The organism is Natrinema sp. CBA1119, from assembly GCF_002572525.1.
In the GTDB taxonomy this organism is placed as follows: Archaea; Halobacteriota; Halobacteria; order Halobacteriales; family Natrialbaceae; genus Natrinema.
The window spans coordinates 1-21,598 of sequence record NZ_PDBS01000001.1 but is presented as its reverse complement, the minus strand read 5'-3'; the positions used below and the strand labels follow the sequence as shown (position 1 = coordinate 21,598).

Genomic DNA, 21,598 nt, shown 5'->3' with positions numbered 1-21,598 from the left:
AGATATAGTGACTATTTCTAGTATTTTAGAATGCTGTTACCTCGCCGCTCTCCCGGCCGATACCGCCGGCCGGAAGCCGCTGTGATGACAGTCCGTCAGTCCGTTTCATCGAGATCGACCGCGACAACGGCGCGTCAGTACCACCGACAATATAAGCATCCGGACGGCGGACCGATGGGTCATGGTCGCAGTCACGATCTGGAACGAGTTCCGCCACGAACGCGAGGACGACGCGGTCGCGGCCGTCTACCCCGACGGCATTCACGAGACCATCGCCGACGCGCTCGCCGACGACCACGAGGTCCGGACCGCGACGCTCGACGAGCCCGACCACGGTCTCACCGACGACGTCCTCGAGTCGACGGACGTCCTGCTGTGGTGGGGCCACGAGGCGCACGACGAGGTCAGCGACGCGGTCGTCGATCGCGTCCGCGAGCGCGTCCTCGAGGGGATGGGGTTCATCCCGCTGCACTCGAGCCACTACGCGAAGCCCTTCAAACGCCTTATGGGAACCTCCTGTAGCCTGCAGTACCGCGAGGACGGCGGCACCGAGCGGCTCTGGGTCGTCGATCCCGGACATCCGATCGCGGACGGACTGGACGAAGCGATCGAACTCTCCGAGACGGAGATGTACGGCGAGCCGTTCGACGTGCCCGAACCCGACCGGCAGGTGTTCGTCAGCTGGTTCGAGGGCGGCGAGGTGTTCCGCAGCGGCTGTTGTTACCGGCGCGGAAGCGGACGGATATTCTACTTCCGACCGGGGCACGAGACGTATCCGATCTATGAGAACGAGGCGGTTCGGCGGGTCCTTCGGAACGCGGTCGCCTGGGCCAGCCCGACCACGGGCTCACCGCGGTCGTTCGGAGAGCGGGAGTAGCACCGCGCCCGGTTCAACCGCTCCGGAGAGTCGTCGCCAGTTCGACGATTACCTCGAGATCGACGCCGGCTGCCGACTCGAGGCGGTCGCGCACGTCGTCGGCGAAGTCGTTCGGGAGCCCCTCGCCGGGCGGTCGGTCGACGTGAACGGTGACCGTCGGCCGTCCACCGGTGTAGACGTCGATGAGTTCGTAGTCGATTGCGGTTTCCCGGAACTGCAGTTCGGAGCCGGCCGCGAGTTCCGCCTCGCTCATCGTCTCGAGTTCCGTTTTGACGTCGTGTTCGACCGCGGCGGTGCGGTACGTACCGTAGGTGATGCCGCCGAGGACGACCGAGAGGACGAGGATCGCGACGAGGAGCACCGCGACGCGCGAGCGGAGCCGCCCGTACACACGTTCGACGGATTCCGTTCGTTCCGGCCGATAGCCGGACAGCCATAACAGGAGCAACGCGGTGAGATTGATCGAGAGCATATTGACGAGGACGAGCGTGCCCGCGGTGAGGACGACCGTCGGATCTCTCCAGGCGATCCCGAGGCCGGCGGTGGCTGCGGGCGGAACGAGCGCGACGGCGATCGCGACGCCGACGAGCACCGATCCGACGTTTCGCGTGAGACTGATGACCGCAGCGACGCCGGAACCCAACGCGAGAAACAGGGCGAGAAAGTCGGGTGTGATCCGCTCGCGGATCTGCGGGACCGTCGTGATCTCGAATCCCGGCGGGAGCAACACGGTCCCCCTGAGCGCCCATCCCATCACCGCTGCCGTGAGGACGGCGGCCGCGAGGCCGATCGCCTGTAACGTGATTCCGCGCGTCGCGAGCGCCTCGTCGTCGACGATCACCCCCACACTGGCCGCCAGCGCCGGTCCCATCAGCGGCGCGACGACCATCGCACCGATGATTGTCGCCGCCGAGTCGAGCAACAACCCGGCCGTCGCGATCGCCGTACTCACGATCAGCAGGCCGAAATAGGTCGACGCTGCCGGTGCGAGATCGGCCGCTCGTGCCCGGAGCTCCTCGCGGGAGATTCTGGTTCCCGAAAACCGGCTAGTCAATTCGTCGGTTCGCTTCGAGACGATCGTTTCCGCGGCCGTGACGACCGTGTACGATCGCTCGTCGAGACCTGCGTCTCGGAGGGCTTCCAACAGCGGCTCGACGGCCGGCGGCGGGACGGGGATCGAAACGAGTGCCTCGAACTCGCCGCGCTCCGTGTCTCGGGAGACGGTGTAGTCGACGCCAGCTTCCTCCGCCGTCTCGATGACGAGGTCCAGTTCGTCTCGGGGAACGAACACCTGTACGAGACGCATACGTCCGATACGGACGCGACGTGGATAGATCGTTGCCACCCGCGACGGACTGTCTCGAAGCCGCGACCGTTCGGATTATCCCGATCACCGCCCCGAGCCGTATCGACGGAGCGGTACCGAAGGGAGCAGGGCCGATCGACCGCTCAGAACTGTTCCCGTCCCTCGTCCGTAATGACGCTCTCGAGCAACTCGACCGGCGTCGCGTCGTAGGCGGGGTTTTCCACGTCGAAGCCGTCGGCGGGTTCGGCCATGACCTCGCTGCCGGGCCGAAACTCGTTTTCGAAGACGAACCCTTCGCTGACGATCTTCGAGGCCGAGCCGAGGACGGTCACCGGCACGTCCAGTCGGGCGGCCGTCGACGCGATCGGAAAGGTGCCAACGCGATTGTACAGCGTCTCGTCGACGATGCAGTCCATGCCGACGATAACCCGGTCGCACTCCTCGAGGTAGACCCCGTGGGCACTGTCGGTGAGCAGCGTCGTTTCAACGCGGTCCATCTCGGCGAGCGTCCGTGCGGTCTTGCGCCCGAGATAGCGCGGTCGGGCCTCGGTGACGTAGACCTCGAACGTCTTGCCGGCCGCGGTCGCCTGCTCGAGGGCCTGGATCACCGTCGAAGAGTAGTCGTGGGTTAGCAGCGTCGCGCCGTCCGCGAGGTGTTCGACGGCGTTTTCGGCGGCCAGCCGCTTGCCGGACTCGATCCGCGAGACGACCTCGTCGATCTTCTTGCTCGTGAGTCGGTGAGCGTCCTCGACGCTGTCGGGCTCGGCGTCGGCCACGTCGTCGACGACCTCCCGGACGGCGTTTTGCAGCGAGGCGTGTGAGGGGTTCGCCCGTCGCAACACGGAGCCGTTGCGCTCGAGCGCGCGGACGTACTCCTCGACGGTCGCGAATTCGCGCTCGACAAGCTCCTCGAGGGCCTGGACCGCGTGGACAGCAACCACCGAGGAACTGTGCGTCTGCATCTCCCGAATTTCCTCGGCCGTCTCGTCGATCATACTCGCATGGTTTCCCGTCAGCGCAAAAGGTGTTCCGGGTGCCCGCAACCGTCCCGTCGCCCGTCGTTCGAGAGGGTGCCGTCACGCGGTCTCGTCGAACTCGAAAATTCGCTGAAGTTCGCCCTCGATTCGGTCGACGAACGCCTCGAGGACGGGCTCGAACTGTTCGTGGTCAGCCACCGCGCCGACCCGGTCTCGCGGATTTTCCGGGAGTTCGACGCGGAACTCGCCATCATGTTCTCGCGGGCTGTGCCCGCTCGAATCGGTCGCGAAGCGATGCTCCGCGCTCCCTTCGTAGAACGGTTCGCTCTCGCTCAGCACCTGCCGGTCGATGGCACGGAGTACCGCCGAATCGTATTGGCCGTGCAACTGCTGATACGCCGCGGAGTACGCCTCCTCGAGTTCTGCAAAATAGTGGACGTACTTCTCCTCGAACTTCTCGGGGTCGAACTCGGTCATAGCCGTCCGTGCGGATGCCATCGGGTAAACGGTTCGGGACCTCGTACGGGGATCGACCCTGCGGTCGAGTACCCGAACACCCACCGATGCCCGCAGGCTTACGTCCTCGAGGCCCCTAGAGCCGCCGATGACTGTCACCGTCCGATACACCTGTCCGCACTGCAACGCCATGGTCAACCTCGAGCGGCCGCCGGATCTGGCGGACCGATCGGTCACGACGGTCCCCCAGCCGGGCTGGGAGTACGCGAGCCCGGACGATCCCGACCGGGAGTCGGCCGACGGGATCGAGTTCCTCTGCGGCGAGGACGGCCCCGTCACCGATCTCGAGGGAGAGCCTATCGAGGGCTGTGGCCGCCCGTTCTATCTCAATTTCGTGCGCTACGAGCAGGGAGTGGAACTCGAGCCGGATCCGCCAATGTACGGTGGGCCGCGATTCGATTTCAACGCGTGACAACCTCCTCGCCGTAAACGGAGCGGGAGCGACGCTGCCTCACACAGTCGGGTGGAACCCGACGACGGCGAGGCTTCCCACAGATGGTGAATACCAGTCAGTCGTCGTCTCCAGAACGTTCGGTTCTGGCGGGCTGCACGAGACCGACGGTTTCGTGAACGCTGGCAGAGAGTTCCGACTCTCGAACTGTCGTGAGCGACATCATCGCTGGGACGCTCTTCTCACGGTGTCGTTCGAAAGACGCTTTGCGTCTTTCGTGACCCCGAGACGGCGCAGCCGTCTCGGACGGAGTCGTGGCCGTGTCACCGCGACTCCGATTGCGAGGCGAGTCATCGCGCTTCGCCTCGTCAGGCGGGACGCTCTCTCATCACGGGCAACCCGTCGTGCGATATTCGCGGAAGCGTTGATATCAGCCTGAAACGTCGAAACGTGGCAGTCGTCGTTCGGACACCGGAACCTGGGAGCGTCCGTTTGCCGGTCACTCGAGTTCCACGTCGACGACCGCAACGAACCGATCGAAACTATCGGTGAGATGTCGACGTGGTAGCCGTTGTTCAGGATACGTTCTCAGATGGAATCCGTTTCACCACTTGCCAAGGCTTATCCCTCTTCTTTAGCTAGTAATGCTGTATTCCAATCCCGTTTTAGTCGGTATTCGGGCCGTCTAGTGGTCGAACAGTATGCAGTACGAGTAGCTACTATAGCGCCGTGGCAGCAGACGCGCTCAGTAGCGCCAGAGACGCTGTTGTCGCGACCGAAATAGGCGGGATAGTTGATCGAATTGCAGTAGTATGATAGACACAATCAGATCACAGAGCGTACGATTTCGAGGAAGAACGTGGGCGTGTATCGGATTCCACTCGTTATTGCGTATTGACCGGCGGAAAACCAGTAGCTGCAGATGAGTACGAAGAACTTCACTCCGTTGCAGGACGTGACCGGATTCACGCAGAAGTACGGGCTGGCGTTCGTGATGGTCGCCAGTTACTTCGGCTCTGGTTCGGTATTCATCGCCAGCCAAGCAGGCGTTATGCACGGATACACGCTGCTCTGGGCCGCCGTGGGTGCAGCAGTACTCGGATTTATTGCCCAGGACATGAGCGCTCGGTTGGGCATCCACGGAACGTCACTGATGGTGTTCACTCGCGAAAAACTGGGTCGACCACTGGCGACAGTGATCGCACTCTTCCTGTCGATTGGCTGTATCGCCTGGACGCTCGGGTTGGTCGCCGCTGTCGGCGCTGGTCTCTCCTTCCTGCTCGGGGGCGCCGTCGCCTGGCAGCCCATCGCCATACTCACGACGTTCGCTGCGATCGGTGTCGGGCTGTTGCGGTACGACACCGTCGAGAACATGATGATCGCGATGATGCTCTCGCTGATGGTCATCTTCGTGATCGTCGCCCTGCCGAGCGGCGCTGACCCGAGCAGTGTTGCGACCGGGTTCGTACCGGGAACGGACACACTGGGTGCGCTGGCGATGGCCGCGGGACTGCTCGGGACGACCGCACTGTGGCCAAACTTCTTCCTGGAATCGATTCTCGTCCATACCAAGGGCTGGACCGACGAGAGCGACCTCCCGGAGGTCCGGACGGATCTGGCGATCGGCTACGCCGTCGGCGGGATCACGACGGTCGCGATCCTGATCGCCGCAGCGGCACTACTGCGTCCGATGGGGTACACCGAACTCGAGTCGTTCATCACGCCGGGCGAGGCGCTGGTTGAAGTACTCGGAACGTGGGCGATGGTGCTGTTCGTCGGCGGCGTGATCGCCGCGGCGTTCAACAGTATCATCCCGATCATGTGGACGCCAGCGTACATCATTCCGCAGGCTGCAGGCTACTCGGTTCAGAAGGGGGATCGATTGTTCAACGTCCTGTTCGCGGGACTGACTGGGGTCGGCGTCTTCTCGCCACTGGTGAGCTGGTGGCTAGATCTGTCGGTCGTCGACATGGTGATCCTGTTTCCGATGTACAACGGAATCTTCGCACTACCGATCGCAGCCATCCTGCTGTTCTGGGCGGTTAACGACCGCGAGACGATGGGCGAGCATACCAATTCTAGACGGCTAAACAGCGTCAATGCACTGCTTGTACTACTCGCGGTTGTCCTCGCGATCCTGTCCTTCCGAGACTTTATGACACTCATCACTGGCGGAGGGTTCTGACGGTGTGCCCGCTTGTTGCTCTCTTGGGCCTGATACCTAAATTCTCGAACTGAAACGTTGTTCACATCGTTGCTCAGAGTCTCTCAATCAGCGTTTCTACACAGAAACGTCTTCGTCTATACGTCCCGTTTTCTCGTCAGGTTCGCTCGCGTCGCTCGCTCACCGCTCTCTACTCACGGGAACTTCGCGCCCGTTCGTATGGTCAGCGGGACCAAAGGTCCCGCTCAACTCCAAAAATCTACGCGACAAAGGCCGCTCGCTCCCTGACTCACGGGCATGAGCCCGTAAGTCGGGTGCAAATGACCGTCCGCCTCTTTTCGAACAACGCGAGCGAAGCAAAAAGGTGGGAACACAACCCTTTTCGACGCTGGGAAGTACCTATCGTCATGGACGAATCCGCCGTTCGCGACCGCCTCCGGACGGTCGAAGATCCGGAACTCGGCGACGATATCGTGTCGCTCGGGCTGGTCAACGACATCACCGTCGACGGCGATCAGGTCGATATCGATCTCGCACTGGGTGCTCCTTACTCGCCAAGCGAGAGCGACATCGCTGCGGAGGTACGCGAGGTGCTCACCGCCGAGGGCCTCGAGGCGGACCTCACCGCGAGCGTGCCCGATCGCGACGATCTCACCAGCGAGGAACAGGTACTGCCGAACGTCAAGAACGTCATCGCCGTCGCCTCCGGAAAGGGCGGCGTCGGCAAGTCGACCGTCGCGGTCAACCTCGCCGCCGGGCTCTCGCAGCTCGGTGCCCGCGTCGGCCTCTTCGACGCCGACGTCTACGGGCCGAACGTGCCGCGGATGGTCGACGCGGACGAGCCGCCGATGGCCACCGAAGACGAGACCCTCGTGCCGCCCGAGAAGTACGGCGTGAAGCTGATGAGCATGGCGTTCCTCACCGGCGAGGACGATCCCGTCATCTGGCGCGGTCCGATGGTCCACAAGGTCATCACCCAGTTGACGGAGGACGTCGAGTGGGGCCACCTCGACTACCTCGTCGTCGACCTCCCGCCGGGGACTGGCGACACCCAGCTAACGATGCTCCAGACCATGCCCGTCACCGGCGCGGTCATCGTCACGACCCCACAGGACGTCGCGCTGGACGACGCCCGGAAGGGCCTCGAGATGTTCGCCAAACACGACACCGTCGTGCTCGGCATCGCCGAGAACATGTCGACGTTCGCCTGCCCCGATTGTGGCGGCGAACACGATATCTTCGGCTCCGGCGGCGGCGAGGACTTCGCCGATGAACACGAACTCCCCTTCCTCGGCTCGATCCCGCTCGATCCGGCCGTCCGCGAGGGCGGCGACGGCGGGAAGCCAACGGTGCTCAAAGACGGCGACGGCACTAGCGACGCCCTGCGGACGATCACCGAGAACGTCGCCAACAATACTGGGATCGTCCACCGCCAGGCTATCTCCCAGAGCCGACGCAACGAGGCAGCCTCGCCCGATCGATGACAGTCGGCGGTGACGACGGGAGTGGAGAGGAGACTGCCCCTGCCGACGAGAGTGAGGCAGACACTGCGCCTGTCGACGAGTTCGACCCCGATCCCGAGCGCGTCGAGTTCCTCCGCGAGGTCGCCGACGACGTTCGCGGCGAGACGAGCGAGCGCAAACAGCTCGCGAACATCCTCTATCGGACCAGCGACCTCTACGACGAGGGCGAGGAGACCTCTCCCGAAGAGATCGTTCGGAACGTGAAGTTCATCCTCGAGGTCAACGACCGCGGCGGCCTCGGTCGCTAAACCGTCTCGACTCACGGCTCGCTCCGAACGACGGATGTCAGCGCGTCGTTTTTGGTCCCGCCGCTCGAGACACGAGTGTGGACGCGAATAAACGGTCTCGAGCGAACCCGTACGGCATGGACGAGGAGTGTCGGAACTGTCCGGCGCTCTGTGAGACGCGCACGCAGGTCGTCCACGGCTACGGCGACGTCGGCGCTGACTTCCTCTTCGTGGGGGAGCGGCCGACGGCCCACGCGGACGAGACGGGCGTTCCGTTCGCCGGCGAGGGCGGCAGCGACGGTGACGGCGAACTGCGACGGATTCTCGAGCGGCTGGGCCTTTGTGCCATCGACTCGCCCGCGGACGAACCCGAACTCGAGAACGTCTATCTGACGAACCTGACTCGCTGTCGCGACCCCGATCGTCGCCCGACCGACGAGGAGACCGGTAACTGCGAGCCCTATCTCAACGCGGAAATTCGGATGATCAACCCCGAAATACTCGTTCCCGTTGGCGACCGAGCGCTGACGGAACTCGGCGTCGAATACACGACGACCCCAGCTGACGAGCTCGTGCTCCCCGACGATCACGCGACGCGGATTCGCGGTCGCGGCTTCGAACTGGTCCCGATGATTGATCCGCGCGAGCAGACCGACGAGCAGACGCAGGCGTGGCTCGAGACCTTCGCGGAGCTGATGGCGTCGGACTATCGGCAGACGAAGGGGCGGCAGGGACGATAAGCGGGGAGAACGGGAGCGGTGCTATCCGTGTCGACGGCGTTCGCTACCAGTACGGATTTTCGCGCCAGCGCCTCGAGCCGACGCCCAGAGCGATCAGCGTCCCCACGGTGAGAACGCCGACGACGAGCGCGCCGATCGTCGATGCGAAGTACTGGCCAGCGGTGTTGGTCAGGTAGCCGTTTCCGAATCCGAGGAGGCCGAGGACTGCCAGTGCCGCGATCACGAGCGTCCCGACCAGTCCGGCGATCGATCGTTCGTCCATACCGGGTCGAAAACGCTCCGACACTATAATTCGTCTCCATTGCGGAGCCGACTACGGACGCGATCGACGGAAGCGCCGCGTTCAAGGACCGCGCGCCCGGAGTACGACACATGATAGTCGTCGTCCCGGTCGATCCGCCGCGGGAGGGACTCGTCCTCTCGTCGCTCGTCGAGGAGTCGCCGCTCTCCGACGCGGAAGCGGTCTCGCTCTACGAGGCCGCCGTCGCCGATGTCTGCTGGAGCGTCACCTCGAGCGGCGGCGACCTCCTGCTCAACTACCGCGACGAAGCAACCCTGCCCGAGGCGCACGCCGGCGGTGACCCCGAAGCGGAGGTCCGGGCACTCGCCCTCGATGCGCTTGGGGAGGACGCGGCGGTCCGGTTCGAGCGCCAGGTCGGCTCGAGCCGATCGGCCCGGATCGGTAACACCGTCACGCACCTCCTCGAGCGCGAAGAGGTTCAGAGCGTGGGGGTGCTCGAGCCGACGGTGCCGCTGGTCACTCGGACGGAGATCGACGGGGCGGCGATGTCGTTGCGCCGTCACGATGTGGTACTCGGGCCGTCCGATGAGGGCAGCACCTACTTCGCGGGCTTTTCAGAGCCGATCGACTTCACCGACGCGTACGCGACGCCCGAACTGTCGACGTTGGCCCGACGCGCGGCCGACGACGGACTCAGCGTCGGGTTCGCCCCGATGCTTCCCACCGTGGCGACGGCTGCCGGATTTCGGGCGACCGTTGCGGGGCTCGAGGCCCGATCCGCTGCCGAGCGGCCGGGTGCCGAGGCGACGGCAGCGATCGTGAACGAACTGGGGATTCGAGTTGGGGAGGACGGCGGACTCGAGCGCGAATAGACCGACAACCCTTTTGGAACGTGCGGCAAAGCGGAGAGCGAGGTGGGGTGGCAGAGCGGCCTAACGCGCCTGCCTTGAGAGCAGGTGGCCTCCAAGCCTCATGGGTTCAAATCCCATCCCCACCGTTACTGTCGCGAACAATTTCGTGAGCGACAGCGAGGCCGATGGGATTTGAACTAGACCGAGGTTCTGCGCTCTGCGCAGGTTCTCGGGCGTAGTTCAAAATCCCATCCCCACCGTTGCTATCACGAACAATTCTGTGAGCGACAGCGAGCCGATGGGGATTGAATCCGGTTTCCGAGAGGATCGTCGCAAATTTTGGTGGGGCTACTTTCAGACGGTAGTCGAGTACATTTCTCGAGACCGATGGCTGTCTGCTGAACGACTGTACCGAAGAAATATCGTTTGAGAGGTGGGGTACCGTTCAGGGAGACGTCAGGTCGCAATTCCAGCCGGGATCGTGGCCGGTGCGGTCGATGAGATCGGCGCGACACGCTGGGCAGTAATCGGGGATGTCGGATTCGCTTCGAGGGACGTACACCGCGCTGCCACATTTCACGCACGCATCCGCAACGATGGTCGCACAGTCCGCACAGACGTTGAAGTCGTCAACTGTGAGGTCGCGCAGGGGTTCGAGTTGTTTATCTAAGAGGTACTCGTCGATGACCGCCTGACAGCTGTGGCACGATTTCATAGCGATACGCATCGTTCCATGTTACCAAACCATAAATATCTGTCTCCGTGAGCGACGGATGCACTGGAGTCTCGGTGAACGTACTGGGGTCGGGGACGCACTCGGGCCAGGGTGAATACCGCCGCTTTCGAACTGTTGGCGAGCCCTGGCTGGCGCGTTCCAGCTCCCCGGTGACGAAATTCCAGAACCCGCTCCGGAGTTACGCGAACGGGAAGATCGTCGAGAGTAGCAGGCTCGTGAGTAGCCCGGAGATGGAGATGATCGTCGTCAGGACGGTCCACGTCCGGAGCGTCTCGCCCTGCGTGAGCCCGCCGATCTCCTTCACCAGCCAGAAGCCGGAGTCGTTGTACCACGAGAAGATGTTAGCACCGGCGCCGATCACCATCACGAGGTAGGCGGTGTGGACCTCGAGCTGGCCGGTAAGGGGAGCCATGATCCCGGCGGCCGTCAGCATCGCGGCCGTCGCCGAGCCCTGTGCGATGCGAACGATCGCGGCGATGAGCCAGGCAGTGACCAGCAGGCCGATACCGATGTCCTGGAGGCCACCTGCGAGGTAGCTCCCGATCCCCGAGGCCGCGAGGAGGGCCCCGAACGCGCCGCCGGCGGCGGTGATGGCCGCGATGTTCCCGCCGCTTTTCAGCGCCTCCGTGAGTTCGTCGGTCCACTCGTCACGGGAGAGGTCGTTGTGTCGCCTGAAGGAGTACGCAGCGGCGAGGGCAGCGATCGTGAGCGCGACGTTCTTGTTCCCGAGGAAGGCGGCGACCGGTCGAAAGGTTTCGAGCGACGGGACGACGTCCCCGAACCCGTCGACGACGGTCAGCGACGCGATGAGGACGACCGCCAGCACGACCGGCGCCGAGGCCTCGAGCATGCCTGGCAAGGCGCTGGTCGGCTTGGCGGCGACGTCCTCGAGCTCCTCGGTCGTCGTCGACATTGTGTCGCGAAGCGGGATGTCGAGCCTGGCGTTGATCCACCGGCCGTAGACGAGGCCGGCGAGGATCGCTGCCGGGATCGCGGTCACGATTCCGATGGCGATCGTCGCTCCCAGGTCCGTCCCCAACTCCGCTGCAACAGCCAGCGGTCCCGGTGTCGGGGGGACGAAGACGTGCGTCGTCGCCGCACCGGCCCCCACAACGACGATGAATAGGGTGTAGTCTCGCCCCACGCGGGCGCGCATCGACCGTGCGAGGGGTGCCATGAGGTAGAAGACGCTGTCGAAGAAGACGGGCACGGCCAGGAAGGAACTACTCCCGAGCAGGGAGATGTCCGAGTTGGACTCGCCGAGGACGTTCTGGAAGCCCCGGATGATCCGCTGGGCCGCTCCGCTCTCGAGCATCGACTTGCCGATGACTGCGGCCATCAGGATCGGGATCCCGATCCCGGCCATGTTCTCTCCGAACGCGGTCGCGACCAGAGAGCCGGCATCGGCCGCGCTGAAGTCAGCGACGAAGACCGCGTTGACGACGCCGACGGTGAACGCCGCCATAATCAATCCGATGAACGCCGGGAGGTCGAGCCACACAAGCAACGCGACGACTGCGACGAGACCGACGATGAACGTAATTAATGGACTATGCGCGAACTCGACCGCCTGTAGCGGCACGTACGCCATAGGTGTGGCTTGTACGGAATATATTACCATTATTAATACTTACGAAGATAGTAAATAATTATCGGCGAATTGCCACCAATAACTGAACACCACGTGTGGTAATCGATGCGTCGGGGAGACGGTCTCCCGGCGAGCTCAGTGTTCGCCGGAAGCTACTCGAGACGGGTCGCAACCGAAAAATTCGAGAACGCACGTGAACGGCGACTGCTCAGCGGTAGGACAGCTCGAGGTCGCGCGCTCGGTCGAGCAGCGCTGCGTCGTAGTACTCTTCGGTCTGTTCGGGTCGGATGTCGTCGATTGCACGGACCTGCTGGACCGTGTTGCGGAAGTTCTTGAAGGTGGCCTCGTCGACCATCTGACCGTCGATGGTGACCGCGCCGGTTCCCTCGCGCTTGGCCTCGTTGAAGCGCTCGATCTTGTGGACGTCGCGCTCGAGTTCCTCGGGCGTCGGCATGTGGACGGTGTTGGCCTGAATCGTCTGCTTGGGGTACAGCGACCAGGAACCGTCGAGACCGAGTTGCGCTTCGTGTTCGACCTGATCCGCGTAGGCGTCCGCGTTGTAGTAGGTCAGGCCGGCGCGCTCTTTGAACAGGTCGTCGAAGGGACCGCCGATCGAGAGCAGGCCCGCGGCGCTGGACTCGTTCGAGAGGGCCTCGAGCAGGCCGTCCCAGCGTGGCATGCCGTCGCCGAGGTCGCGGCCGCCGAGTTCGGCGGCGTAGTCGACGGGCCCGAAGACGAGCGCAGTGAGTCGGGAGTCCTCGCCGAACTTGGAAATCTCGCGCAGGTCGGAGCGGGCGCGGCCGGTCTCGATGATGATCGAGAGGCCGATCGAGCCGTCGTCGTAGCCGTGTTCGGCCTCGGCTTCGGCGACGACCTCGGCGGCGCGTTTCACGTCCTCGAGGCGGCCGACCTTGGGGACGACGACGCCGTCGATCTCGTCGCCGATTTCGCCGACGAGGCGGTCGATCTGGTTGCGCCCCTTGTCGCAGTACTCCTCGTCCTCGTAGCTCCACTCGACGCGGGGCCAGATCTCGCCGGGGAAGTCGTACTCGGGAACCTTCTCGATGGTGTTCTCGAGGCCCTCGGCTTTCATGTCCGGTGCCGTCCCGTCTTCCATGTCGGGGACGAGCCAGTCGGGTGCCTGGAACCCCTCCGCCTCGAGGGCGGAGACGAGGTACTTCGCCGAGTCGTCTTTCGGAACGGCGGCCGGTGCGGTCTGGAACGTACGGCAGAGTCGGATGTCGTCAGTCATGTGTATCTGTCTGAATTCGCGGTCGTCTGTGATGGTCGTTCGTGTTAGTTAGAACGCTTTCGAATCTCCGCGGTTCGGGTTCCGGAGTAGACGGGTTCGTCGTCCTGGTTGAACGCGATGTGTTCGAAGGTGACCGTTCCCGCCTCCTCGCTCGAGGCGTCCGCTTCGGCCTCGAGCACGCGCGTGAATGCGTAGACGGTGTCGCCGACGGCGACGAACGTGTGGAACGATTCGTCGTCGAAGCCGACCTCGCGCCACGTTTCTTCGTCCGAGCGGGCGTGGCCCAGCGCGGTCGACCGAGTTACGTCGCCGTAGGTGACGATACTGCCCGACGGCGAGTCGCTCATCACGTCGACGTTATGGTGCTGTTTGGCCGTGTTGAGCGTCGAAAGCGGTAGCGAAGCGACGGTCACGTCGTCTTGTGTGCGGCCGCGCTCGTGGCGGTAGGCGACGGCGGCGTTCTCGTCGTCAGCTTCCTCGAGCGCGCCGACGAAGTCCTCGAAGTAGCCGCCCTCGGGCGCGATGAACTCCTCGGGGAGTTCGGGGCCGTCGTCGCCGTCGTCCTCGGCGGTTGCGGCACCACCGTCGGAGCGCAGCTCCGACGAGGATCGCGAACCGTCGGTTCGCTCACCGCTTCCGTCCGTCGCCATCGGCTCGCGGCGCGGGATCATGTTCGTCCGCTCGTACGAACAGAGCACGTCGCCAGTTTCGGCGTCCTTGCCGCGGGTGCGCCAGGAGACGATGCCGTACTCGGGTCGGGAACTCGAGGTCGCGCGGTTGACAACCTCGCTCTCGACGTGGAGTTCGGTGCCCGTATAGACCGGTGCGGTGGGGAACCGGACGTCGGTGCGGCCGAGGAAGTAGCCTCCCTTCTCGCTCAAGTCCTCGACGGTGATGCCGAGGGTGGCTGCGGTGAGATAGTCGGGGTGAACCGGCGGTTCGTCGAAGCCGCGTTCCGCGGCAGCGTCGCTCCGCCAGTAGGCGGGGTCGTGGTTCAGGGTCTGACTCATCCAGGACTCGTTGCCGAACTGGGTGAGCGTAAGGCCGGGGTCGTGTTCGATGACGTCCCCCTCCTCGAAGTCCTCGAAGCAATTGCCCTTCTCTTTGGTCTCGACGTGCTCGAGCACCTGTGCGAACGTGTCCGGATCGGTCCAGTCAGTCATCTGCAGTCACCTCGTCCGTCTCTGCATCAGTTGGTAACTGTTTTCGTTTCCGTCGGGCGACCGTCCGTCGCATCTCGTTTTCGACGATCATGTACCCCTCGTCGAAGCCCATACCGGGCTTTGCGAGCACCTGCGCGGCGTTCGTCGCGAGCGCGACGTGGGCGCAGGCACGTGCGGAGGTCTCCGTCTCGTTACAGGTACCCCCGAGGTAGGCGCGGGTGTCTGTCCCATCGCAGTAGCGGACCGCCTGTCCGCTTCGGTGGATCCCGCCCAGGTCGGGCGTCTTGACCTGCACGAGGTCGGCCGCGCCCGCGTCGACGAACGCCTGCACGTCCTCGAAGGTGTTACACCACTCGTCGGCTACGATATCGACGTCGACGTTGGCAGCGTCGAGCCCCTCGCGGAGCTCGACCATCGCATCGATCTGGTCGGCCCGGTCGCCGACGTCCATCGGCCCTTCGATCTGAATCGGGTAGGGGGCTGCGGCTTCCTCGAGCGCAGCGAAGTAGTCGACCACTTCGTCGCGGTCGTAGGGCGCGCCGAAGATCTCGCCGATCATGCCGTAGACGTCGATGTGGAAGCGAGGGTCGTACCCCTCGGGGCCCAGCTCCTGGGAGCGCTCGACGAGCCACTCCACGTACTCGAGGAGGACCTCGCCGTTCTCGCCGATCTTCTCGACGCTGTTGATGAGCGCGTGGGGCAAAACGGGGACGCCCTTGACGAACATCTTCTCGGTGTTGTTGTAGCGGTCGTCGCCGGACTGGCCGAAGACCGGCACCGGCTCCGTCGCGGGCTCAGTGCCCAGCGCATCTGCCATGACGTCCGTCTGCGTCGTCTTCTCGGCTTCAGCAGCCGCGGCGAGCAGCGCCTGCGAGACGCCGTAGCGGATCGCCGTGTGGAGTCGGTCGCCGTCAACTTCCATCTCCTCGAGCAATTCGGCGTTGTCGAGGAACTCGGTCGCATCTCGGCCCTCGAGTTCGTCGGCGACGGGGCCCTCGATGACGGGGGCGTACTCCTCGGCTTTGAACAGCGGGTCGCGCCCGCCGGCACCGGAGTACTGGACCGCGGCGCAGTCGCCCCGGACCACGGTGCCGTCGGCGAGTTCGATGTCGACGATGATCGACTCGCCGGCCTGGCGAATCTCGTCGAAGCCGTCGGTGACCGGCTCGCCCTCGTAGGTGAAGCCGTCGTGTTCCGCTCCCTGCTTGATCGCGCGCTGGTCGTCGAAGAAAAACCCGGAGTAGCCGGGCGTTGCGTAAATTCCTGTAATATTCATGGTGAGGCGTCACCCTGCGGTCGGCCGATGAGTTTGCCGTCGCTGATCGCGTCCACGTCGTCCGCGACCATCCGGAACGACTGCTCGCGCCCTTCGGTGTCCGCGCGTTGGGACAGTCGGGCGCGGTGAATCTCCTTGATGTCCTCGTCCATCTCGAGGTCGGCCCACTCGAAGATGCGGACGCGACCGTCGTCGTCCCGCGCGGGCAGGACGGCACCTGCCGCGCTGTCGCTGGGTGCGAAGGGGACGTCGAGCGCACCGGAGTCGAAGGCCTTGAGCGTCCCCTGGACGACGTCGCCGTCGCCGTGGTCGAAGATGGTGTCCATCAGACAGCGGGTTTCGCGCTCGATGAGGTCCTGTTCCTCCTCGATGCCGTCGATGTCGATCTGCTGTTCGATCGCCATGTCGATGACCTGACGCGTCGTGCGCAGCCCGGCCGAGTTGGCCTCCATAGTCGGCACCCCCTGGAACTCCTGGGGTGACTTGGTGATGACCTTGTCCGGTTGTGCGATGGCGGCGGTCATGCCGCCGAAGCTGATGACGCCGTTCGCGCGGGCCTCATCCGGCGGGAAGCCGCCCATCCACTCGTGGAAGACGGTGGTGACGACGACCTCGTCGGGCAGATACTCGTTGCCTAACTTCTTGAGCGCGTGTAGGGCGGCCACGTCCTGAACGATGTTGCCGACCTGACCGTAGCCGAGCGTGATCGAGCGCACGCCCTGCGTCGCCGCCAACTTCCCCTCGACGATCATGATCGCGATCGCGATCGACGGCGGGACGAGGGTGCCGGTGAGCGGTCCGAACGGCTCGCGGTTGATCCGCACACCGCGTTCGGTGTAGGCTCCCGCCAGCCGGTCGACGAACTGCCACTTCTCGATGGTCTCCTCGAGCCCGTGGCGTTTCGTGTACGGAATGTTGTAGGAGATCGGACCCCCCTCGAAGCTCTGGAAACCGCCGGCGAAGGTGATCGCCGCGAGCAGCCGAGCGTCCGGGGTGCCGTGGCGCACTTCGATCGGCGCGTCGACCGCGTCGATCAGTTCGCGACAGCCGTCTACCCCGTGGTTGACGGCCGGGAAGCCGTTCAGGGTGTCGTCGCCCGTCTCGAGGGCCTTGTCGAGACCCTGCTGGGCCTTCTCGTACTCATTGTCACGCGTGTACGAGTCGATAGTCGTCGGGAGGAGATCCGCCTGGCCCTCCTCGAGGAGGTATCGAAGGAGTTCGATCTGATCGTCGAGCCGGGGGACGCCGGCTCGCGGCTGCAGGAGGGGCTTGTCGGCCGACTCGAGGACGTCGGCGAATCGCTTGTGGTCGGGCAGCGACTCGTGGTACGCGATGGCGTCCTCGAAGTCGACGTCTTCGCCCGTGTGCCAGTCAGATCGGATCTCTTCGTCGATACGCCGTAGCTCGTCGGATGGAATGCGTTCGTCTCGTATCATCTAGACATCTACGAACTGATAGTCGCCCGTTCCGACTCCGTCGGTTTAATCTGGAGGTCTTCGTGGAGCGCGGCGATCGCGTCTTCGGGATCGGTTTCGGAATCGAAGACGCGGTCGAATCCGAGCTCTCGGAACGTTTTCCGGGTCTGCTCGAACTCGTCCTGTCCGACGGCGAGGTTGCCGCCGATATAGCTGACCGCGTCGACGCCCGCGTCCTCGAGGACACTGTGGAATCCCTGACAGTCCTGCTCGGCGTGGCCGTAGAGCGAGGAGACCAGTACGGCCTCCGCGTCGTGCGCTACTGCGGCCTCGGCGAAGTCCTCCTGGGAGGTCTGGACGCCGAGGTTCACGACATCGAAGCCGGCTGCACTGAAGGCTTGCTCTAAGATTGTGATGCCAACGACGTGGGCATCTGAGCCGATCACGCCGAGGACGACCGTTTGGGACATCGTAGTCGCAACCATGAGAGACCGGCCTATAAACCTAATGATCTTCCATGATAATATTCCTTAAGGATCCTAACAGCGTCTCTATGGCGGATATTAACATGAGGGATGGTACCGGGAAACAACTACATGATCGATGGTAAGGGTTTTGGTACTGGTTTGGAAAGGGGGGCGTACAGACATGGGAGCACTCTCGAACCTTCGCGTCGTGGATCTGACCCAGGTGCTCGCCGGGCCGTACTGTACGATGCTGCTCGCAGACCTGGGCGCGGACGTCGTCAAGATCGAACGACCCGGTGGCGACATGATCCGGTCGAACCCGCCGTTCGTCGACGACCCCGGAGAAGAAGCCTACGGGGGCTACTTCCAGAGCGTCAACCGCGGCAAGAAGAGCATCGAACTGAACCTCGGCGACGACGAGGACCGCGCGGACTTCCTCTCGCTCATCGAGGAGGCCGACGTCGTCGTCGAGAACTACCGCTCGGGGACGATGGAGAAGTACGATCTGGGCTACGAGACGCTGAAAGAGCACAACCCCGATCTCATCTACTCCTCGATTCGGGGCTTTGGCGACCCGCGAACCGGCGAGACGGAACGGCAGGGCCAGCCCTCTTTCGACCTCATCGCCCAGGCGCTGGGCGGCGTCATGGAGACCACCGGACAGCCCGACGGCCCGCCGACGAAGACCGGGCCCGGCGTCGGCGACCTCTTTACGGCGACGCTGAACTGCATCGGCATTCTGGCGGCAGTCAACCACCGCGAGCAGACCGGTGAGGGCCAGTACGTCGACACCGCCATGTACGACTCGATGCTCAGCTTCACCGAGCGCGCCGTCTACCAGCAGTCGTACACGGGCGAGGCCCCCACTCGTCGGGGCAACTCCCACCCCACGCTCTTTCCCTACAACGCTTTCGAGACTGACGACGGCTACACCGTCATCGCCGCGTTCAACAACAACCACTGGGCGGAACTCTGCGACGTGATGGACCGCGAAGACCTCGCCGAGGCGTATCCGACGACGCCGGAGCGACTCGAGAACCGCGACGCGCTCCGAGCCGAACTCGCCGAGTGGGCCGCCGACCTGACCAACGACGAACTCGTCGGCAAACTCGAGGGGCGCGTCCCCGCCGCGCCGGTGCAGACGACCGAAGAAATCTTCGACGATCCGCACGTCTACGCGCGGGATATGCTCGTGCCGGTCGAACAGCCCGGAGCCGACAGGGACGTCGAAATCGCGGGCAATCCGATCAAGATGAGCGAGACGAACCCCGAGCCCCGCGGTCGCGCGCCGCTGCTCGACGAGCACCGCGAGGAACTACTGGGTGAGGACGCCGAGACGGCCGACGACTGAGGACCGACGACCCTTCGATTCTACTTCTACCGGCGTTGACTGTCTCGAGAAGGGACTCGGCGAGCAGCGATCGATCGAAACCGCGACAGCATCCACGTTCGGCGATCCGGCAACCCGGCGCGGCGTCGCGTCGCTGTCCTCGCCACGCGGCGCATCGGGTCGGAGCCGCGATAGCGGTCGGCGGCGACGACGATTCGCAGTTCGGGACGGCTCACCCGAGGAAATACCGAGCCCACGGGTACCGCTCGACGAGGGGCTGCCCGTCGATTTCGTACGATTCGATGTATCGATCGAGTCCGAATATTCGGCCGGCACCGAAGGCGGCAACGGAGAGGAATACGAGCATGTACGCGAAGTCGCCGTTGATATAGCCGTGGGCGACGTCCCAGTTCCCGAGGTAGAAGAGCAGCATCATGAACGCGCCGAAGAACGCTGCGAGCCGGGTCATCGCGCCGAGGAGTACCCCGAGTCCGATGAGGACCTCTCCCCACGGCACGGCGATGTTTACGAAGTCGACGAACCAGGGCGTGTTCCCCATCGAAACGAAGAGGTCCGCGACGGGACTGCCGTTCGCCGGCGGTGCGTTCTGTAGATAGCCGCTCGCGGAGAACTCGCCCGAGAGGACCTTGTCGACGCCGCTCTGGAGGAACGCGAGCCCGATCATCAACCGGAGCGCGAGAATGAACCACACGCTCAACGTGTGGAGTTTCCCTTTCGCCGTGAGCCCGCCAACCGTACTTTCGAGTTCGACTTCTCGAGTTGACATCAGTTTCATATCACGGGAACCACTGGTAAACCTCCCACCCGTTACAGATCCTGAGTCGTGAGCCGTCGTCGGGTGGCGGTCGTGGCTCCACCGCCCCGAACGCTGCGGTGACGCTCGAGCGTCGGCTCCCGGAATCCAGTCGGGGTCGACTCCGTCGTCGGGAGGCGGTGCCTCGAGCGGCCCCGCTACCAGCAGTTTCTTCACGTGACAATTCGAGGTGGCAGGTATCATGAGTCAGGCGACGCTGTCGGATCGTCCGTACACGAATTCGAACCTCTTCTCCGGTCACTATCTCGACGAGCGAATTCAGGAACGAGACGAGTGGGAGTGCGACGCGGCCGCCAGCGACGCGCTGGCCGAACTGCAGTCGCTGTACGAACTCGAGTCCGGTCTACTACAGAAAACGACAACCCGAGCGACGCTATAGGATCTCACGTAGCACAACCGCTAACTGATCTTCCAACTCATCTGCTTGAAGAATCGTGACTGGGTTTTCGGACTGGGATTCGAGCGATGCAGTATCGTCCTCGAGATCTTGGACGACCAGCAGTCCGTTCCACCCCGAGCCGAAGTAGCTCCCGTCGTCACGACCGAAGACGTAGTCTTCGTTAACCCGAAGAAACGCGAGGTACTCCAGCGTTTCCTTGATTCCGCGACGAATCGTGTCCGTGTTGGTACTATTCTTCACTTCCACGATCAGATACTCGTGCTGATCATCTGCTTCGGAGATGATCTCGAGGACGATAACGTCGGGACGACCCGTCTGATTTCGAAAGTCACGATCGAAGTAATCGCTCGCGATATCCTTTGCTGTAAGCTGTACTTCGTCTGTTCGAGAGAGTTCCTCCTGATCTTCATCCGGAACCGCGACGAACGACAGGTTTCGGTCGGATGCGGAATTGTCGTGATAGAGGGCAATCTCTTTGTCACCATCGAAACGGGCCACCTCTTGGCGACCCGTTGCAATCGTCTTGAACTCGGGCTGGCTCTCTTGGAGTCGCTCGAGTGTCGAGACGAACCGAAAGAGGACGTACAGTTCGAAGAGTGAATCCTGATCGTCGGGCGCAATTGCCGTTTCATCGAGCAGCTTCCTGATCTCGTCCGGGTCACCCTCGTAGAGCCGTTCTCGAGATTTGAGCAGCGACGCAGCCTCGCGGTAGACCGCCTGTCGCGAATCGGCAGCAGTCGTAAGCATCCGTTCGGTCGGCTCGTAGGTGTCCGGGTCTCGAATCCGACGGACGTGGACGTTTCGTTCGACGATTTGCTGTAATTCGTCGATGAGGTTCTCGTTGCCTTTCCATGTCTCTTGGACCCACTCGTACTCGCCCCGGAGATACTCTTCTGCTTCTCGGATCGTCGTGTGAATGACTGAGATCAGCCGTTTGAGAACGATATTTTCGGGGATATCGTAGTCCACCGATCGGTTGTCACAGACGAAGATCGACGCGTCTCGAGGATGTTCGGAGTAGCGTTTCTTGATGGTCGCTCCCCAGTTGATTCTCCCGTCAACAGTGCCACGCCGCGTTCGTGATGTCGTTTGCGTCTCCGTTCGAATGCTTCGAAGATGCTTCGAGAGATCCCTCACGAACGAGACCACATCCGATTTGAGAATGAAATGGAGGTCGAGTAGCAGTTCGTACTCCTCGAATCGATCGTCCAACTGCTCCGGTTTAATCGACTGCGCCAGTTCACGCTCGGGAAACGACCCGCGCATCACATGGGCGAGGATGTCTTCGGTAAGCTGATCGAGGAGTTCGTTTCTATTCAT

General features: G+C 63.4%; 21 protein-coding genes, 1 tRNA gene and 2 pseudogenes. 10 read left to right on the top strand and 14 right to left on the bottom strand.

Translation table 11 applies throughout. The annotated features are described in order from the left end of the window. Positions 1-181 precede the first annotated feature (181 nt). The gene (locus CP556_RS00120) at positions 182-877 is read left to right on the top strand and encodes a ThuA domain-containing protein (RefSeq protein ID WP_098723757.1); all 696 of its coding nucleotides are present in this window, start codon (positions 182-184) and stop codon (positions 875-877) included. Positions 878-890: 13 nt separating this feature from the next. Here the strand turns inward: CP556_RS00120 and CP556_RS00115 are convergent, their stop codons facing one another. From CP556_RS00115 to CP556_RS00105, 3 genes are all read right to left on the bottom strand, one after another. After that, on the bottom strand, positions 891-2,183 hold the full coding sequence (locus tag CP556_RS00115) for a TIGR00341 family protein (protein ID WP_098723756.1): 1,293 nt from the start codon (positions 2,181-2,183) through the stop codon (positions 891-893). Between the two features lie 143 nt (positions 2,184-2,326). Continuing rightward, positions 2,327-3,178, bottom strand: a complete 852-nt coding sequence (locus tag CP556_RS00110) for an eIF2B alpha/beta/delta subunit family protein (protein ID WP_098723755.1) — start codon at positions 3,176-3,178, stop codon at positions 2,327-2,329. 81 nt (positions 3,179-3,259) lie between these two features. Continuing rightward, a complete protein-coding gene (locus CP556_RS00105) occupies positions 3,260-3,637 on the bottom strand; it encodes a DUF5783 family protein (RefSeq protein WP_098723754.1) in 378 nt (125 codons plus the stop codon). Between the two features lie 127 nt (positions 3,638-3,764). On the opposite strand from CP556_RS00105, the gene CP556_RS00100 reads away from it, so the two are divergent. Then, the gene (locus CP556_RS00100) at positions 3,765-4,088 is read left to right on the top strand and encodes a DUF7969 family protein (RefSeq protein WP_098723753.1); all 324 of its coding nucleotides are present in this window, start codon (positions 3,765-3,767) and stop codon (positions 4,086-4,088) included. Between the two features lie 97 nt (positions 4,089-4,185). Here the strand turns inward: CP556_RS00100 and CP556_RS27210 are convergent. After that, positions 4,186-4,547 (bottom strand): annotated as a pseudogene (locus CP556_RS27210) (hypothetical protein); the annotation flags it as partial. Positions 4,548-4,989: 442 nt separating this feature from the next. On the opposite strand from CP556_RS27210, the gene CP556_RS00090 reads away from it, so the two are divergent. The 4 genes from CP556_RS00090 to CP556_RS00075 all read left to right on the top strand — a co-directional run bounded on the left by CP556_RS00090 (position 4,990) and on the right by CP556_RS00075 (position 8,721). Further along, positions 4,990-6,252, top strand: coding sequence for an Nramp family divalent metal transporter (locus tag CP556_RS00090; protein ID WP_098723752.1), 1,263 nt, complete (start codon positions 4,990-4,992; stop codon positions 6,250-6,252). Between the two features lie 386 nt (positions 6,253-6,638). Continuing rightward, positions 6,639-7,715 carry an Mrp/NBP35 family ATP-binding protein gene (locus tag CP556_RS00085; RefSeq protein WP_098723751.1) on the top strand — a complete coding sequence of 359 codons (1,077 nt, stop codon included), beginning with the start codon at positions 6,639-6,641 and terminating at the stop codon, positions 7,713-7,715. After that, positions 7,712-8,002, top strand: coding sequence for a DUF7976 family protein (locus tag CP556_RS00080; RefSeq protein ID WP_098723750.1), 291 nt, complete (start codon positions 7,712-7,714; stop codon positions 8,000-8,002). The genes CP556_RS00085 and CP556_RS00080 overlap by 4 nt, the downstream gene beginning before the upstream one ends. Before the next feature lie 116 nt (positions 8,003-8,118). Then, positions 8,119-8,721, top strand: coding sequence for a uracil-DNA glycosylase (locus CP556_RS00075; protein WP_098723749.1), 603 nt, complete (start codon positions 8,119-8,121; stop codon positions 8,719-8,721). 43 nt (positions 8,722-8,764) lie between these two features. Here the strand turns inward: CP556_RS00075 and CP556_RS00070 are convergent, their stop codons facing one another. Continuing rightward, positions 8,765-8,983 (bottom strand): hypothetical protein, encoded by a 219-nt coding sequence (locus CP556_RS00070; protein WP_098723748.1) that lies wholly within the window; start codon positions 8,981-8,983, stop codon positions 8,765-8,767. A 110-nt stretch (positions 8,984-9,093) separates the two neighbouring features. Between CP556_RS00070 and CP556_RS00065 the strand changes: the two genes are divergently transcribed. Both CP556_RS00065 and CP556_RS00060 read left to right on the top strand, forming a co-directional pair. Then, the gene (locus tag CP556_RS00065) at positions 9,094-9,834 is read left to right on the top strand and encodes a glycosyltransferase family protein (protein ID WP_098723747.1); all 741 of its coding nucleotides are present in this window, start codon (positions 9,094-9,096) and stop codon (positions 9,832-9,834) included. Positions 9,835-9,875: 41 nt separating this feature from the next. Further along, a tRNA-Ser gene (locus tag CP556_RS00060) sits at positions 9,876-9,959 on the top strand. 299 nt (positions 9,960-10,258) lie between these two features. On the opposite strand, the gene CP556_RS00055 is transcribed toward CP556_RS00060, so the two are convergent. The 7 genes from CP556_RS00055 to glmS form a co-directional block, all read right to left on the bottom strand. Beyond that, positions 10,259-10,528, bottom strand: a complete 270-nt coding sequence (locus CP556_RS00055; protein ID WP_098723746.1) for a DUF7571 family protein — start codon at positions 10,526-10,528, stop codon at positions 10,259-10,261. A gap of 199 nt (positions 10,529-10,727) precedes the next feature. After that, the gene (locus CP556_RS00050) at positions 10,728-12,140 is read right to left on the bottom strand and encodes a GntP family permease (RefSeq protein WP_098723745.1); all 1,413 of its coding nucleotides are present in this window, start codon (positions 12,138-12,140) and stop codon (positions 10,728-10,730) included. Positions 12,141-12,348: 208 nt separating this feature from the next. Continuing rightward, complete coding sequence (gene citE, locus CP556_RS00045) at positions 12,349-13,392, bottom strand: L-malyl-CoA/beta-methylmalyl-CoA lyase (protein ID WP_098723744.1); 1,044 nt, start codon at positions 13,390-13,392, stop codon at positions 12,349-12,351. Between the two features lie 44 nt (positions 13,393-13,436). Further along, positions 13,437-14,555: a 2-methylfumaryl-CoA hydratase gene (gene mch / locus CP556_RS00040; RefSeq protein ID WP_098723743.1), complete on the bottom strand. Its 1,119-nt coding sequence runs from the start codon at positions 14,553-14,555 to the stop codon at positions 13,437-13,439. Continuing rightward, positions 14,548-15,831, bottom strand: a complete 1,284-nt coding sequence (locus CP556_RS00035) for a methylaspartate ammonia-lyase (protein ID WP_098723742.1) — start codon at positions 15,829-15,831, stop codon at positions 14,548-14,550. The genes mch and CP556_RS00035 overlap by 8 nt, the downstream gene beginning before the upstream one ends. Further along, the gene (locus CP556_RS00030) at positions 15,828-17,267 is read right to left on the bottom strand and encodes a methylaspartate mutase subunit E (RefSeq protein WP_098723741.1); all 1,440 of its coding nucleotides are present in this window, start codon (positions 17,265-17,267) and stop codon (positions 15,828-15,830) included. Before CP556_RS00030 ends, CP556_RS00035 begins: the two co-directional genes overlap by 4 nt. An 8-nt stretch (positions 17,268-17,275) precedes the next feature. Next, positions 17,276-17,731, bottom strand: coding sequence for a methylaspartate mutase subunit S (gene glmS / locus CP556_RS00025; protein WP_098723740.1), 456 nt, complete (start codon positions 17,729-17,731; stop codon positions 17,276-17,278). Between the two features lie 163 nt (positions 17,732-17,894). Here glmS and mct point away from each other — a divergent pair, with 163 nt between their 5' ends. Further along, positions 17,895-19,064 (top strand): succinyl-CoA:mesaconate CoA-transferase, encoded by a 1,170-nt coding sequence (gene mct / locus CP556_RS00020; protein WP_098723739.1) that lies wholly within the window; start codon positions 17,895-17,897, stop codon positions 19,062-19,064. Between the two features lie 211 nt (positions 19,065-19,275). On the opposite strand, the gene CP556_RS00015 is transcribed toward mct, so the two are convergent. Then, entirely contained in the window at positions 19,276-19,830 is a 555-nt protein-coding gene (locus CP556_RS00015; RefSeq protein WP_098727222.1) for a DoxX family protein, read from the bottom strand. 229 nt (positions 19,831-20,059) lie between these two features. Between CP556_RS00015 and CP556_RS00010 the strand changes: the two are divergent. Further along, positions 20,060-20,227: pseudogene (locus tag CP556_RS00010) on the top strand (restriction endonuclease); the annotation flags it as partial. 24 nt (positions 20,228-20,251) lie between these two features. On the opposite strand, the gene CP556_RS00005 reads toward CP556_RS00010, so the two are convergent. After that, the coding region (locus CP556_RS00005) for a hypothetical protein (protein ID WP_098723737.1) at positions 20,252-21,598 on the bottom strand (1,347 nt) is incomplete at its 5' end.

Coding starts and splice junctions, on each gene's coding strand:
- CP556_RS00120 (WP_098723757.1), top strand. CDS start 182: ATGGTCGCAGTCACGATCTGGAACGAGTTCCGCCACGAACGCGAGGAC.
- CP556_RS00115 (WP_098723756.1), bottom strand. CDS start 2,183: ATGCGTCTCGTACAGGTGTTCGTTCCCCGAGACGAACTGGACCTCGTC.
- CP556_RS00110 (WP_098723755.1), bottom strand. CDS start 3,178: ATGATCGACGAGACGGCCGAGGAAATTCGGGAGATGCAGACGCACAGT.
- CP556_RS00105 (WP_098723754.1), bottom strand. CDS start 3,637: ATGACCGAGTTCGACCCCGAGAAGTTCGAGGAGAAGTACGTCCACTAT.
- CP556_RS00100 (WP_098723753.1), top strand. CDS start 3,765: ATGACTGTCACCGTCCGATACACCTGTCCGCACTGCAACGCCATGGTC.
- CP556_RS00090 (WP_098723752.1), top strand. CDS start 4,990: ATGAGTACGAAGAACTTCACTCCGTTGCAGGACGTGACCGGATTCACG.
- CP556_RS00085 (WP_098723751.1), top strand. CDS start 6,639: ATGGACGAATCCGCCGTTCGCGACCGCCTCCGGACGGTCGAAGATCCG.
- CP556_RS00080 (WP_098723750.1), top strand. CDS start 7,712: ATGACAGTCGGCGGTGACGACGGGAGTGGAGAGGAGACTGCCCCTGCC.
- CP556_RS00075 (WP_098723749.1), top strand. CDS start 8,119: ATGGACGAGGAGTGTCGGAACTGTCCGGCGCTCTGTGAGACGCGCACG.
- CP556_RS00070 (WP_098723748.1), bottom strand. CDS start 8,983: ATGGACGAACGATCGATCGCCGGACTGGTCGGGACGCTCGTGATCGCG.
- CP556_RS00065 (WP_098723747.1), top strand. CDS start 9,094: ATGATAGTCGTCGTCCCGGTCGATCCGCCGCGGGAGGGACTCGTCCTC.
- CP556_RS00055 (WP_098723746.1), bottom strand. CDS start 10,528: ATGAAATCGTGCCACAGCTGTCAGGCGGTCATCGACGAGTACCTCTTA.
- CP556_RS00050 (WP_098723745.1), bottom strand. CDS start 12,140: ATGGCGTACGTGCCGCTACAGGCGGTCGAGTTCGCGCATAGTCCATTA.
- citE (WP_098723744.1), bottom strand. CDS start 13,392: ATGACTGACGACATCCGACTCTGCCGTACGTTCCAGACCGCACCGGCC.
- mch (WP_098723743.1), bottom strand. CDS start 14,555: ATGACTGACTGGACCGATCCGGACACGTTCGCACAGGTGCTCGAGCAC.
- CP556_RS00035 (WP_098723742.1), bottom strand. CDS start 15,831: ATGAATATTACAGGAATTTACGCAACGCCCGGCTACTCCGGGTTTTTC.
- CP556_RS00030 (WP_098723741.1), bottom strand. CDS start 17,267: ATGATACGAGACGAACGCATTCCATCCGACGAGCTACGGCGTATCGAC.
- glmS (WP_098723740.1), bottom strand. CDS start 17,731: ATGGTTGCGACTACGATGTCCCAAACGGTCGTCCTCGGCGTGATCGGC.
- mct (WP_098723739.1), top strand. CDS start 17,895: ATGGGAGCACTCTCGAACCTTCGCGTCGTGGATCTGACCCAGGTGCTC.
- CP556_RS00015 (WP_098727222.1), bottom strand. CDS start 19,830: ATGTCAACTCGAGAAGTCGAACTCGAAAGTACGGTTGGCGGGCTCACG.